We start from the raw sequence: 12,533 nt of genomic DNA, 5'->3' as shown, positions 1-12,533 counted from the left end.
CAATCGGGAAATGGCGATCAATTCTGAGAACTCACCTGACACCACGACCGAGGACACGCTGGACCAGCGCCTGTCCGAACGCCTGGCCAGCCTGCGCCAGCGCCAGCAATGGTCACTGGACGACTTGGCGCAGCGCACCGGCATCAGCCGGGCCACGCTGTCGCGCCTGGAGCGCGGCGAAACCAGCCCGAGCGCCAGCCTGCTGAACCGGCTGTGCGCGGCGTACGGGCTGCCGATGTCGCGCCTGCTGGCCGAGCTGGAAAACGCGCCGGTGCAGCCGCTGCCTCGCAGCGCGCAGGCCTTGTGGGTGGACCCGGAGACGGGTTTCCGGCGCCGCATGGTCTCGCCGCCCGGCGCGGGCTTTGTCGGCGAGCTGATCGAGGGCGAGCTGCCGCCCGGCGCCAGCGTGCTGTACGAGCAACCCAGCGTGCAGGGGCTGGAGCACCACCTGTGGCTGCAGTCCGGCGGCCTGACGCTGACGCTGCAGGACCAGGCCCACCCGCTGCAGCCCGGCGACAGCCTGCGCTACCGCCTGTGGGGCAGCTCCCGCTTCCAGTCCACCGGCAGCGAGCCGGCCCACTACTTGATCGCGATCTGCCATGTCAGCAGCTGAAGACACCCGCATCGAAGCTTGGCCGGCCGAACTGACGCCCGTGCAACTGGACCAGCTTGCAGCCTTGCTACAGGCCAGCGTGGCCGCAGGCGCCAGCATCGGCTGGGTCAACACGCCCAGCGAAGAGACGGCGCTCGCCTTCTGGCGCAACTGCAGCCAGGCGGCCGCGCGTGGCGAGCGCAGCGGCTGGTGGGCGCTGCAGCAGGGCCGCGTGGTCGGCAGCGTGCAGGTCGTCTGGCAGCAGCCGGAAAACGGCGCGCACCGGGTGGACCTGGTCAAGCTGATGGTGCATCCGGATGCGCGCCGCGCCGGCATCGCCAGCCGGCTGATGGACGCCGCCGAAGCCGAGGTGGCCCGCCGCGGCCGGCGCCTGATCGTGCTGGACACCTGGCGCGCCAGCCCCGCCGAAGGCCTGTACTGGCAGCGCGGCTACCAGCGCTGCGGCTTCATCCCGGACTACGCCAAGACGGCCGAAGGCGGCGCAGGCGCCACCCGCGTGATGTTCAAGCGCCTGGGGGCAGCCGGGCTGCAGGTTCGACCCAGCACACCCGATGCGCTCGAAGCACAAGCTCTGCTCGACGCCCTCTCCGCAGAATTGCTGCGCAAGTACGGCTCAGACGGCCGCGCCGGCCTGGCCGACTGGTCGCCCACCAGCAGCGCCTTCGCCCTCGCCTGGAATGGCGAAGGCAAGGCCGTCGGCTGCGGCGCCTTCCGCCCGCTCCTGTTGCCCGCAGCAGAAGGGCCGACCCGCTGCGCGGAGATCAAGCGCATGTACGCCAGCGAATCCAGCCGCGGCATCGGCCAAGCCGTCCTGGCCTGGTTGAGCCACGAAGCCTGGACCCAAGGCTTCCGCGAACTGCGCCTCGAAACCCGCCGCGCGAACACACGGGCGCTGCGGTTTTATGCGGCGCAGGGGTTCACGGAATGCGCGCCATGGGGGCGGTATGTCGGGCGGGCGGAATCGGTGTGCCTGGGATTGGCGCTGGAAGATTGACACCCACGTCATCTGCCGCAAGCGATGCCTCAGTCCACAGCAGCCTGTGCCTCAGATGAATTCCAGGAACTTTCGCCCGTCGGCGACCACCTCGGAGGCCAGCTTCATGTCCATGGTTGCAAGCTTGCCTTTGTTCGCCCGCGCCAAGGCAAGAAGGTAGCTGTCGGTCACGCGCGAATGGCTGGACAACAGCGCTGGATCAACGCCTGCGCTGTCCACCAAGCTGATGCTGTCGGCCCAGAACTCGTGCCCAGCCATGCTCCGCATGGCGGTGAGTGCCCCTACCACCGAGCTCGGTGGTCCAGGTGAATTGGGGTACTTCGGATGCCCCACGATTCGAAGCAGTCCGTTCTCGGTGATGGGGCAGGTCGCGAAGGCCTTTCGACCCAAGCGGCCAAACCATTCATGAACCGATTCGTGTTGAACGTGTGCGGGGTCGATCAACGCAATCAGGACGTTCACGTCCAGCAAATAGCGCGTCAAGCTTGCTCGTCCCGCAACTGATTCACCAACTCAAGCGTCACGGTTTGACCGCCCTTGCGAACCGGCAGCAACGGGATGCCGTTGCGCTCGCTTGCGCCACCGCGCTTGCCACGGGACAGCCCCTGGCGCGCCAGCGAGGAGATGACCTCGCCGAGGCTGCGTTGCTCTCGCTCAGCCAAGTGCTTCGCGGCAGCCAGCACGTCGTCATCGATTGCTAGCGTTGTGCGCATGATCGCCTCCGAAGATTGATGCCGAGCATCATACATCTCGCATCACAGTCAATGGCCGTGATCGGACGCGCTGGCTCCGGATAGGCGTTGGACAACGCGCTCCACTGTCTTTCGGTCGTCACGCAACCGGGCCAAGTCGATGAAGACCGGGCCCCGCACCATCGCGCAAGCAGTCACCAGCCCGGCGAAGAAACGCCGGGGGGGGCGTCACGACTTCAGTCACCCGCCCGGCAAAAGACAAGGCGGTCTTCCGGGCTCCAGAGGTGATCGGCGCCGGACCGGTAGCCGCGCAGCCACAGCACCCCTTCGATCCGCCGCAGGTAGAAGCCTTTGGGCGTGTCGTCATCTTCAGCAATCGGCAGCGACGCCACCGTCAGCGAGCCCGGTGGCGCGCGGTGCTGCGTGACCGGCTGCCCGAGAAAGCCTTCGGCCTGGTCGAGGAACTGGAGCCGGAGATGCGGCCCAAGTTCAAGCGGGCACGGCGTCAGGCCTTGGCTCATCGCTCGCTCGATCACTTGCGCCCAGGTCGCCCCCTCGGCGAAGCCCAATTCGGCAACGGCAAGCTCGACGACCTCCCGCAGCGAAGTCACCGCAGAGGTCGTGAAGCGCTCGTCTGCAAAGAGCGATTTGCCGGCTTCGTTGAGCGCCACACCTGCGGCCTCGAGCTGGGCCAGCAGTTCGGCCTTGCTCGCGCCACCCACCCTGACTTGTCGCAATGCGGCTCCCTCCCGTCTTCGACTGGCGCTCGTTTTATCGAGCGAGCCGGCCTCCGTCAAGTCGACGCGAAGCCCGCCCCAACAGAAGAAGGCTGGCAGATCGATTCAGACATTGAACGGCAAGAAATGAGCTCGTTCATGCGCTGCCGCAAACCCCAGCACGTATTTGCCTTGCATGGCGAATGTCGGCGGCGCCGAGGCCGAATGTTCCCTGCCAGCAACACCGTGCCCAACACCTCGCATGGCGTCGCAGCCACAATGCCGGCCGGATCTGGGGTTGATTTCATCGAAAGCGCCGAATGCCATTTTCCCGCCGCCTGTCCAGGCTGCTGCACGCAGGCCTGTTGTCATGTTCCGCCATGCTGTTGTCCGCCGCGCCGCTGGCCCGTGCCAGTGACATCCTGATCGGCCAGTCGGCCGAGCTTTCGGGGGAGGCTTCCGCCAAGGACAACGTGGAAGGCGCGGAAGCGTATTTCCGGGCCGTCAATGCGCGCGGCGGGGTCAACGGCAGCAAGATCCGCCTGATTTCGCTGGACGACAAGCGCGACCCGAAACTCGCTGTGGAGAACACCAAGACGCTGATCGACGACAAGAACGTCATCGCGCTGTTCAGCTACCGCTCCACGCCCACGGTGCAGGCCGTGCTGCCGATGGTGCAGGAGCGCAAGATTCCGTTGGTGGGACCGATCACCGGGGCAGCCGCATTGCGCAAGCCGGGCAATGACTACGTCTACAACCTGCGCGCCAGCTACGCCGACGAGGCGGCCAAGATCGTGCAGCAGATCGGCACCATGGGCATCAGCCGGGTGGCGGTGTTCTTCCAGGAAGACGCATTTGGCAAGGAAGTTCGCGACCACTTCGAGACAGCCATCAAGTCGCAGAAGATGACTGAGGTCGCTTCGGCAAGCTTCAACCGGCAGGACATGCAGGTGGCGCCTGCCGTCGCGAAGATTGCCGCGGCCGAGCCACAGGCCGTGCTGATGGCCTGCACGCCCAAGGGCTGCGCGCTGTTCATCCGCGCGATGCGGGCCAGAGGGTCCCACCCGCAGTTCATTGCGGTGTCCAACGTCAACGGCCAGGAGTTCTTCACCGAGCTGGCCAGCGAGTGCCGCGGCGTGGCGATCTCGCAGGTGGTGCCGCACCCGACCAACATCGGCGTGGCCGTGGTCAACGAGTTCCAGGCATCGCGCAAAGGCATGGAATCGCCGCCACCGGTCAATTTCGCGGCCATGGAAGGCTTCCTGAACGCCAAGCTGCTGGTCGAAGGCCTCAAGCGGGCCGGCCCCAATCCCACGTCGGCCAAGCTGGCCGCGGCGCTGGACAGCTTCCGCGACCTGGACCTCGGCGGCGTGCGCGTTGGCTTTTCGCCGCAGGAGCGCGCGGGTCCGCGCTTTGTTGAACTGACGGTGCTGACCGAGGACTGCAAGGTCCGGCGCTGAGCCTGCCGCCGAGGCTGCGGGTCAAGCAGGCGGCCTCTTCGGCCGCTCGTCCAGCACCCGCCGCACCAGCGCCGGCAGCTGCTCCACGCTGAACTCCTTCTGCAGCAGCGCCTTCACGCCGGCCTCCCTGGCCGCCTGCCGCACTTCGTCGGACAGGTAGCCTGAGCTGATGACGACCGGCAGTTCGGGGCGCAGTTCGGCGCTGGCCTGGGCGAGTTCCAGGCCCGAGAGTTCGGGCATGTTGAAGTCGCTGAGCAGCAGGTCGTAGGCCGCAGCGTTGTGCCGCAGTTCGGTCAGCGCGGCAGGCGACTGCTCGAACAAGGTGACGCGGTAGCCGGCGGTTTGCAGCAGGCGTTCGACGATCAGGCCGATCGCAGGATCGTCGTCGACCACCAGCACGTGTTCGCCCTGGCCGGCGGTGCCGGCAGGCGCCGGAGCTGGCGCACTGGGCGGCTGCGCGACGGGTTCATCGGCCAGTGGCAGGTAAAGCGTGAAGCAGCTGCCAGCGCCGGGGCTGCTGTCGACCGTGATGCTGCCGCGGTGGGTGGCCACGATGCCGTGCACCACGGCCAGGCCCAGGCCGGTGCCGTGGCCCACGCCCTTGGTGGTGAAGAAGGGCTCGAACAGGCGCGCCAGCGTGTCGGCCGACATGCCGCAGCCGTCGTCGCTCACCCAGAGCCTGGCGTAGTCGCCGGGCGCCAGGCCAGCCAGGCGCTCGGGCAGCGGCGCGCTGAGGGACTGGGCGGCCAGGCCGATCTCGATGCGGCCGCTGTTGCGCCCGTTGCCGCGGCCATTCATCGCGTGCCAGGCGTTGGTGCAGAGGTTCATCAGCACCTGCTGGATCTGCGTCGCGTCGGCGCGCACCGGCAGTGGGGTGCTGCTGAGCGCCAACTCCAGCTGCACGCCGGCCGGCAGCGTGGCGCGCAGCAGCCTGGCGGCCTCTTCGACCAGCGGCTGCAGCGGCTGGCTCAGCAGCGCAGGCGCCTGCTGGCGACTGAAGGCCAGGATCTGCTGCACCAGGCTGCGCGCGCGGCTGCCGGACTCCTCGATGCGGCCCAGGCATTCATGTGCGCTGCGCTCGCCCTGCCCGGCCGCGAGCTGCTGGCGGGCCAGCGCGACATTGCCGAGAATGGCGGCCAGGATGTTGTTGAAATCGTGCGCGATGCCGCCGGCCAGCGTGCCGATGGCTTCGAGCTTCTGCGACTCGCGCAGCTGCGCCTCCAGCCTGGCCTGCTCGCGCTCGGCCTGCTTGCGCGCGGTGATGTCGCTGACCATCGCCAGCGCCCCCGGCGGCTGGCCAGCCGCGGCCGGAATGCAGCTGAACGACAGCTCGGCCCACAGCAGCTGACCATCGGCCCGGCGCAGGCAGAGCTCGCATTGCAGCGTGGGCAAGGCGGCGGCCGGGCCCGTCTGGTCGCCGCCGGGAGCGGGCGCGCCTTCGTGCAGCCACGGCAGCTGTGGCAACGGCGGGCTGTCGGCCGTGAGAAAGTCGCCCAGCGGCTGGCCTTGCAGTGCGCGCAGCGGCCAGCCCAGCATCAAGGCCAGGCGCGGGTTGGCAAAGCTGGTGCGGCCTTCGGCGTCCAGCATCCAGATGCCTTCGCTGGTGGTCTCGACAATGCGGCGGTAGCGCGCCTCGCTCTCGCGCAGCTCGCCGGTGGCAAAACGCGCCAGCCGCAGCGCCTGGGCGCGGCCGCGCTGCAGCTGCGAGGTGAGCACCGCCAGCAACAGGCTCAGGACCAGGCCGGCGGCGGCAATGGTGCGGGCCGCGCCGCCGCCCATGCGGCGCTCGAACTCGGGCTCGCTGCGCACCACCAGGGTCCAGCTGCGGCCGGCCAGCGCAAGGTATTCCTGGGCTTCCATCGGCGCGCTGCCTTCGTCCTCCGGCGGCGCGCTGGCGGCCACGGCGTCGCCACCCTCGTCGGGCTGGCTGCCGCTGGCCTGGTACATCAGTGCACCGGGCTCGGGTGTCACGCCTTCGTAGAGGCTCAAGCCCAGGCCGGGCACACGCTCGCCGTACAGGCTGGACATCATGTCCTCGACCGAAAACGTGGCCCAGACCCAGCCCACCAGCCGCGCCTGCCTGGCGGCCGGCGCCAGGCCCAGGCCGGGCGTGGCCAGCCCGCCGTCCTGCCGGGAGCCCGCTTCGCCGCGGTAGACCGGCAGGAACATCAGGAAGCCGCTGCCGGTCGGATGGCCCGCGCGCGGCACCAGTGCCACGCGGCCGCTGAGCGCAACCTGGCCGGCGTCACGCGCCTGCAGCATGGCCGGGCGCAGCTGCGGGTCCAGCCAGGGGTTGCCGGCGAAATGGCCGGGGTCGCCCGGCTGGCCGGGGGCTGACAGGCGCGTGCCAGCGAGCTCGGCCGGCACGCCCGGCGCCGGGTGATAGGCCAGCGCGCGCAGGCCGGTGTGGTTGCTGCCCGCCAGCAGCGAATCCATGTAGCGCTCGAACTCGGGCGGGCTCAGCGGGCCCTTCGCGGCCAGCAGGCCTTGCGCGCCACGCAGCATCTGCTCGTAGCTGGCCAGGCGCTGGTCGATGCGGCCGCTGAGCTGGCGCAGCGAGGCATGGAAGGCCGACTGCAGCAGCTCGCGCCTGACCTGGTATTCATGCCGCCACAGCCAGCCGGTGACCGCCAGCGACAGCACACCGACGAACAGCGGCAACCAGCCGGCGCGCAGCCACCAGGCTTGCGCGGCGTCGCCGCGCGGCCGCTGACCCGGCCAATGGCTGGCGCGTCGGAACCAGCGGGACAGCGAGGGCGGCGGCATCGGGTGGGCAGCTCAGAACTGGGTCAGGCTGCGCGCCATGTCGGGCTTGAAATACTTCTCGAAGATGCGCTGCACCGTTCCGTCGGCCCGCATCTCGTCCACCAGCGCGCGCCAGGCGGCCTGCTCGGTGGCGGACAGCGCGCGGCGCGACATGATGAGCCCATGCGGCACCGGCGGGTCGCCGAAGGACAGCAGCGTGGTCTGCTCGCGCAAGCGACCGCCCTCGACCATCGGGAAGTCGAAGGGCTCGATGATCAGCGCCTGCACCCGGTTGGCCAGCAGGATCTCGTACAGCGGATCCAGCCCGGTGGCATAGCTGACGCGCCCGTCGGCAGCCAGCCCGTCCATCAGCTCGTTGGCCTGCGGGCTGTAGCGGAAGCTGCGGATGGCGCCCAGCCGCAGCCGGTCGTTGCGCTCGAACTCGGCAATGCTGCGCACATGCGCGTCCTTGCGCACCAGCAGGTGGTAGGGGTTGGCGAAATACCAGGCGAAGGCGGCGTACTTGTCTCGGGCTTCATTGGTGATGCCCGAGAGGCTGAAGTCCAGCGAACCGGCCTCGATCAGCTGCCAGATGCGGGCCCGGGGCATCACCGAGACGCTGATGCGGCAGCCGCTGCGGCGCGCCAGCTCGGCGGCCATGTCCTGGTCGATGCCCTGGCCGGTCTGGGCCGAATACAACAGGCCGTGCTCGTGCAGCGCCAGGCTGTAGCTGCGGTTGCAGTCCGGCTTGGCCGGGCGGCCGGCTGCCGGGGCCACGGCAGGCGCGGCGGCGGACGCGGCGGAGCCCGGTTCACCCGTGGGCTGCCCTGCGGCCCAGGCGCTGCCTGCAAAGGCCAGCGCTATCCCGCCAAGCCAAAAGCCCACCCCCTGGTGCCACCCTGCCCGGCGCTGGCATGGCCGATCCTGCTGCTGCCTCACCTGCACGCCCTCCGCAATGCTGCGCCCGACTTTATGCCAGCCAGGGCCGCACCAACAGGGGGCGATCGTGTGAATAAGTCAGGTTCATCGGGTGCTTCATTGGCCGATGGCGGCACTCAACGCATCGTCCAGCACCTCAACCCAGTGCCGCACCGGCCGCGCGCTGGTCGCGCCCAGGTGCTGGATGCAGCCGATGTTGCCGGAGACGATGGTGTCGCCCGGCGCACCGGCCAGGGCCTTGAGCTTGCGCTCGCGCAGTTGGCCCGACAGTTCGGGCTGCAGGATGGCGTAGGTGCCGGCCGAGCCGCAGCACAGGTGGCTGTCCACCGGCGCGGTGCGCAGGTCGAAGCCCAGCGCGGCCAGGTGGGTTTCCACGCCGCCACGCAGCTGCTGGCCATGCTGCAGCGTGCAAGGCGGGTGGTAGGCCAGCGGCACCGGCTTGCCGGCCGCCTGCTGCTCGCGCGTGAGCCGGCCTTGCAGCAGCGGCTGCAGCCGAGGCACCAGGTCGGGCAGCAGCTCGCTGAGGTCACGCGTGAGCGCACTGATGCGCGCGGCCTTGTCGGCATAGTCCGCGTCACCGGCCAGCGCATGGCCGTATGCCTTCACGGTGACGCCGCAACCGCTGGCGTTCATCACGACGGCTTCGACCTTGCTGTCCCCGCCCAAACCCTCGACCAGCGGCCACCAGGCGTCGATGTTGCGGCGCATGTCGTTGAGGCCGCCCTCGTGGTCATTCAGGTGGCTGCGGATCGCGCCGCAGCAGCCGGCCTCGTCGGCCACCACGGTCTGGATGCCGGCGGCGTCCAGCACGCGCGCGGTGGCCGAATTGATGTTGGGCATCAGCCCAGGCTGCACGCAGCCCATCAGCATCAGCACCTTGCGCGGGTGCTGGCGCGTAGGCCAGCGGTGGGCCTGCGGGCCGGCGCGCGGCGGCACCTTGGCCTTCAGCGCAGCCGGCAGCAGCGGGCGCACCAGCCGGCCAACGGCCAGCGCGGGGCCGAAAGCCGGCGAGGTCAGCCCTTCCTTGAGCAGCCAGCGCAGCGCACGCTGGCCCGCCGGCCGCTCGACCTTCTGCTCGACGATGCGCCGGCCGATGTCCACCAGGTTGCCGTATTGCACGCCGCTCGGGCAGGTGGTCTCGCAGTTGCGGCAGGTCAGGCAGCGGTCCAGGTGGGTCTGCGTGGCCGCGGTCACCGGCGCACCTTCGAGTACCTGTTTCATCAGGTAGATGCGGCCCCGCGGCCCGTCCAGCTCGTCGCCCAGCAGTTGGTAGGTCGGGCAGGTGGCGGTGCAGAAGCCGCAGTGCACGCAGCTGCGCAGGATGGCCTCGGCAGCCTCGCCGTCTGGCGTGCCGGCGAATTCGGGAGCTAAGTGGGTTTGCATCGGTCGTTCAAAGCTGCGGATGAAGACGCTCGCGGTTGAAGATGCGCTGCGGGTCGAAGGCGGCCTTGAGCTGCTGGTGCAGCCGCAGCAGCGGGGCCGACAAGGGCGCAAAGATGGCGCCGTCGTCCGGTGCCGCGGTGCCTGCGCCGCGGCGGTACAGCGTGGCATGGCCGCGCGCGGCCAGCCCCGCTTCGCGCACCCGCCCGGCAGGCTCGCGGCTCAGCAGCCAGCGCCGGCCGCCGCCCCATTCCAGCAGCGTCTCGCCGGCCAGCTCCAGCCGCGGCGCCGTCGGCGCCACCGACAGCTGCCACAACGAAAAGCCGGTGGACTCGCCGTCACCCGCCGCCAGGACGGCCTCGGCGTGCAGGAAAAATTCGTCGCGCTGGTCACGCAGGCCGGCCCAGAAACCCGCGGCCAGCGGCGGCGGAATGGCCTCGCCGCCCAGCAGCCGTGCGGCCGAGGCCACCGCCGCCTCGGCGCCCGCCAGACGCAGCACCAGGATGCCGTCCCACCAGGCGCTGGCCTGCAGCGGCAGCGGCTGGCCGGCCCATTCGTTGAGGTGGCGCAGCGCGTTGGCCTGGTCCATGTCGAAGCGCAGCGTGCGGGTGGCGGGCGGGCGCGGCAAGACCTTCAGCGAGACCTCGCAGATCACGCCCAGCACGCCCATCGAGCCGGCCAGCAGGCGCGACACGTCATAGCCGGCGACGTTTTTCATCACCGTGCCGCCAAAGCGCAGCAGCTCGCCGCGGCCGTTCAGCAGGCAGGCGCCCAGCACGTGGTCGCGCACCGAGCCCGCCGCCGCGCGGGCCGGGCCGGCCAGGCCAGAGGCGACCATGCCGCCCACCGTGCCGCCCAGCGGCTGGCCGGCGCCATCGCGCCCCAGCCGCGGCGGCTCGAACGGCAGGCACTGGCCGTGTTCGGCCAGCGCCGCTTCCAGCTCGTCCAGCGGCGTGCCGGCGCGCGCCGTCACCACCAGCTCGGTCGGCTCGTACGAGGTGATGCCGCGCAGCGGCCGCAGGTCCAGCGGCTCGCCCAGCAGCGGGCCGCCGAGGAAGTCCTTGCTGCCGCTGCCGCGCAGGCACAGCGCGCGCTCGTGCGCCGCCGCCTCGCGCACCACGTCCAGGATGCGGCGCAGCGCCGGCTCGATCGCCGGCACGCTGGGCGCACCGGCCTCGGCCGCGATCGACGCGCCGAGAGCAATCTCGGTGCTGGCTTCGACGGCGGCCGGCAGGTCACGCGGCACCGCATCCGATGCCGGGCCGGTGGCTTGGTTCATCTCTGTCGATGAGGACTCGCTCATCAGAAGCGCTCCAGTTCCGGGAAGGCCAGCAAGCCCTTGCGCACATGCATGCGGCCGTATTCGGCGCAGCGGTGCAGCGTGGGGATGACCTTGCCGGGGTTCAGCACGCCAGCCGGATCGAAGGCCGATTTGAGGCGCAGCATCTGCTCGCGCTCCTCGGGGCTGAACTGCACGCACATCGAGTTCAGTTTCTCGACGCCCACGCCGTGCTCGCCGCTGACCGTGCCGCCCATCGCCACGCTGGTCTCCAGGATGTCGGCGCCGAACTGTTCGCAGCGGTGCAGCTGGTCCGGGTCGTTGGCATCGAACAGGATCAGCGGGTGCAGGTTGCCGTCGCCGGCATGGAACACGTTGCAGCAGCGCAAGCGGTACTTCTTTTCCATCCCGGCAATCGCCAGCAGCATGTCGGCCAGGCGCTTGCGCGGGATGGTCGAATCCATGCACATGTAGTCCGGGCTGATGCGGCCCGAGGCCGGGAAGGCGTTCTTGCGGCCGCTCCAGAACCTCAGGCGCTGGGCCTCGTTCTCGCTGACGGACAGCCGCGTGGCGCCGGCACCGACCAGCACCGCTTTCATTCGGCCAATCTCTTCTTCGACCTCGTCGGGCGTGCCGTCGCTCTCGCACAGCAGGATGGCTGCGGCGTCCAGGTCGTAGCCGGCGTGCACGAAGTCTTCCACTGCCGCAGTCATCGGCTTGTCCATCATCTCCAGCCCGGCCGGGATGATGCCGGCGGCAATGATGGCGGCCACCGCGTCGCCCGCATGTCGCACGTCGCCGAAGCTGGCCATGATGCAGCGCGCCAGCTGCGGCTTGGGCGTGAGCTTGACCGTCACTTCGGTGATGACCGCCAGCATGCCCTCGCTGCCGACCACGACGCTGAGCAGATCCAGACCCGGCGCGTCCAGCGCGTCGCCGCCAAACTCCACCGGCTCGCCCTCGGCGGTGAAGCCGCGCAGCTTCATCACGTTGTGCAGCGTCAGCCCGTATTTCAGGCAGTGCACGCCACCGGAGTTCTCGGCGATGTTGCCGCCGATGGTGCAGGCAATCTGGCTCGACGGATCGGGCGCGTAATACAGCCCGTGCTGCGCCACCGCCTCGCTGATCGCCAGGTTGCGCACGCCGCATTGCACGACCGCCGTGCGGCTGTACTTGTCGATCTGCACGATGCGGTTGAAGCGCGCCAGCCCCAGCGTCACGCCCATTGCATGGGGCATCGCCCCGCCGGAAAGCCCGGTGCCCGCGCCGCGCGCCACCACCGGCACGTTCAGGCCATGGCAGGCCTTGAGCACCGCCGCCACCTGCGCTTCGGTTTCCGGCAGCGCCACCAGCAGCGGCCGCTCGCGGTAGGCCGTCAGCCCATCGCACTCATACGGCACCGTGTCCTCGGCCTGCCACAGCAGCGCATGCGCAGGCAGCAGCGGCTGCAGTGCCGCCACGATCTCGGCCTGCCGGGCACGCCGGTCCGGCCCCGTCCCGGCAAGAACCCCATCGGTCACAGCTGTCATCGCAAAGCAGCCCCTTGTCAGAGGGCATCAGCAGCAAAAGGCTGGCAGCAGCTGGTCGACACCAGCCTGGTGCCCAGGCGCCCCGCAAAAGGGCGATACCCGACTTTACTGCGCTGGCGCAGGCAGGCCGGTCGAAACAATGCCAACTGAAATCGGGGGAATCCCCGGCGGCGCGGCACTCGGTGG

The 12,533-nt window shown here is 69.8% G+C and carries 12 protein-coding genes; 3 read left to right on the top strand and 9 right to left on the bottom strand.

Annotated elements, in window-relative coordinates:
• The first annotated feature begins 10 nt into the window (after positions 1–10).
• The gene (locus LRH25_RS00835; protein WP_141291982.1) at positions 11–613 is read left to right on the top strand and encodes a helix-turn-helix domain-containing protein; all 603 of its coding nucleotides are present in this window, start codon (positions 11–13) and stop codon (positions 611–613) included.
• Positions 600–1,607, top strand: coding sequence for a GNAT family N-acetyltransferase (locus tag LRH25_RS00830; protein WP_231010028.1), 1,008 nt, complete (start codon positions 600–602; stop codon positions 1,605–1,607). Before LRH25_RS00835 ends, LRH25_RS00830 begins: the two co-directional genes overlap by 14 nt.
• A gap of 51 nt (positions 1,608–1,658) precedes the next feature.
• Here the strand turns inward: LRH25_RS00830 and LRH25_RS00825 are convergent, their stop codons facing one another.
• From LRH25_RS00825 to LRH25_RS00810, 4 genes are all read right to left on the bottom strand, one after another.
• Positions 1,659–2,090, bottom strand: a complete 432-nt coding sequence (locus tag LRH25_RS00825; RefSeq protein WP_141289987.1) for a TA system VapC family ribonuclease toxin — start codon at positions 2,088–2,090, stop codon at positions 1,659–1,661.
• The gene (locus LRH25_RS00820; RefSeq protein WP_231010027.1) at positions 2,087–2,356 is read right to left on the bottom strand and encodes a CopG family transcriptional regulator; all 270 of its coding nucleotides are present in this window, start codon (positions 2,354–2,356) and stop codon (positions 2,087–2,089) included. The genes LRH25_RS00825 and LRH25_RS00820 overlap by 4 nt, the downstream gene beginning before the upstream one ends.
• A 179-nt stretch (positions 2,357–2,535) precedes the next feature.
• Positions 2,536–3,036, bottom strand: coding sequence for a helicase (locus tag LRH25_RS00815; RefSeq protein ID WP_141289988.1), 501 nt, complete (start codon positions 3,034–3,036; stop codon positions 2,536–2,538).
• A 105-nt stretch (positions 3,037–3,141) separates the two neighbouring features.
• Positions 3,142–3,387, bottom strand: coding sequence for a hypothetical protein (locus LRH25_RS00810; RefSeq protein ID WP_170201027.1), 246 nt, complete (start codon positions 3,385–3,387; stop codon positions 3,142–3,144).
• Between the two features lie 8 nt (positions 3,388–3,395).
• Here LRH25_RS00810 and LRH25_RS00805 point away from each other — a divergent pair, with 8 nt between their 5' ends.
• Positions 3,396–4,475, top strand: a complete 1,080-nt coding sequence (locus tag LRH25_RS00805; RefSeq protein ID WP_170201028.1) for an ABC transporter substrate-binding protein — start codon at positions 3,396–3,398, stop codon at positions 4,473–4,475.
• Positions 4,476–4,496: 21 nt separating this feature from the next.
• Here LRH25_RS00805 and LRH25_RS00800 read toward each other — a convergent pair whose 3' ends face one another.
• The 5 genes from LRH25_RS00800 to LRH25_RS00780 all read right to left on the bottom strand — a co-directional run bounded on the left by LRH25_RS00800 (position 4,497) and on the right by LRH25_RS00780 (position 12,347).
• Positions 4,497–7,241, bottom strand: coding sequence for an ATP-binding protein (locus LRH25_RS00800; protein WP_231010026.1), 2,745 nt, complete (start codon positions 7,239–7,241; stop codon positions 4,497–4,499).
• A 12-nt stretch (positions 7,242–7,253) separates the two neighbouring features.
• Complete coding sequence (locus tag LRH25_RS00795) at positions 7,254–7,997, bottom strand: substrate-binding periplasmic protein (RefSeq protein WP_231010025.1); 744 nt, start codon at positions 7,995–7,997, stop codon at positions 7,254–7,256.
• A gap of 258 nt (positions 7,998–8,255) precedes the next feature.
• Positions 8,256–9,542: a glycolate oxidase subunit GlcF gene (glcF, locus tag LRH25_RS00790; protein ID WP_231010024.1), complete on the bottom strand. Its 1,287-nt coding sequence runs from the start codon at positions 9,540–9,542 to the stop codon at positions 8,256–8,258.
• Between the two features lie 7 nt (positions 9,543–9,549).
• On the bottom strand, positions 9,550–10,689 hold the full coding sequence (gene glcE / locus LRH25_RS00785) for a glycolate oxidase subunit GlcE (RefSeq protein WP_231010251.1): 1,140 nt from the start codon (positions 10,687–10,689) through the stop codon (positions 9,550–9,552).
• 152 nt (positions 10,690–10,841) lie between these two features.
• The gene (locus LRH25_RS00780) at positions 10,842–12,347 is read right to left on the bottom strand and encodes an FAD-linked oxidase C-terminal domain-containing protein (protein ID WP_141291408.1); all 1,506 of its coding nucleotides are present in this window, start codon (positions 12,345–12,347) and stop codon (positions 10,842–10,844) included.
• Between the last annotated feature and the right edge of the window lie 186 nt (positions 12,348–12,533).

The organism is Ideonella azotifigens, assembly GCF_021043325.1.
Taxonomy (GTDB): Bacteria; Pseudomonadota; Gammaproteobacteria; order Burkholderiales; family Burkholderiaceae_C; genus Ideonella; species Ideonella azotifigens.
Note: the sequence above shows the minus strand (reverse complement) of the source record. Positions and strands in the feature narration are given on the sequence as shown.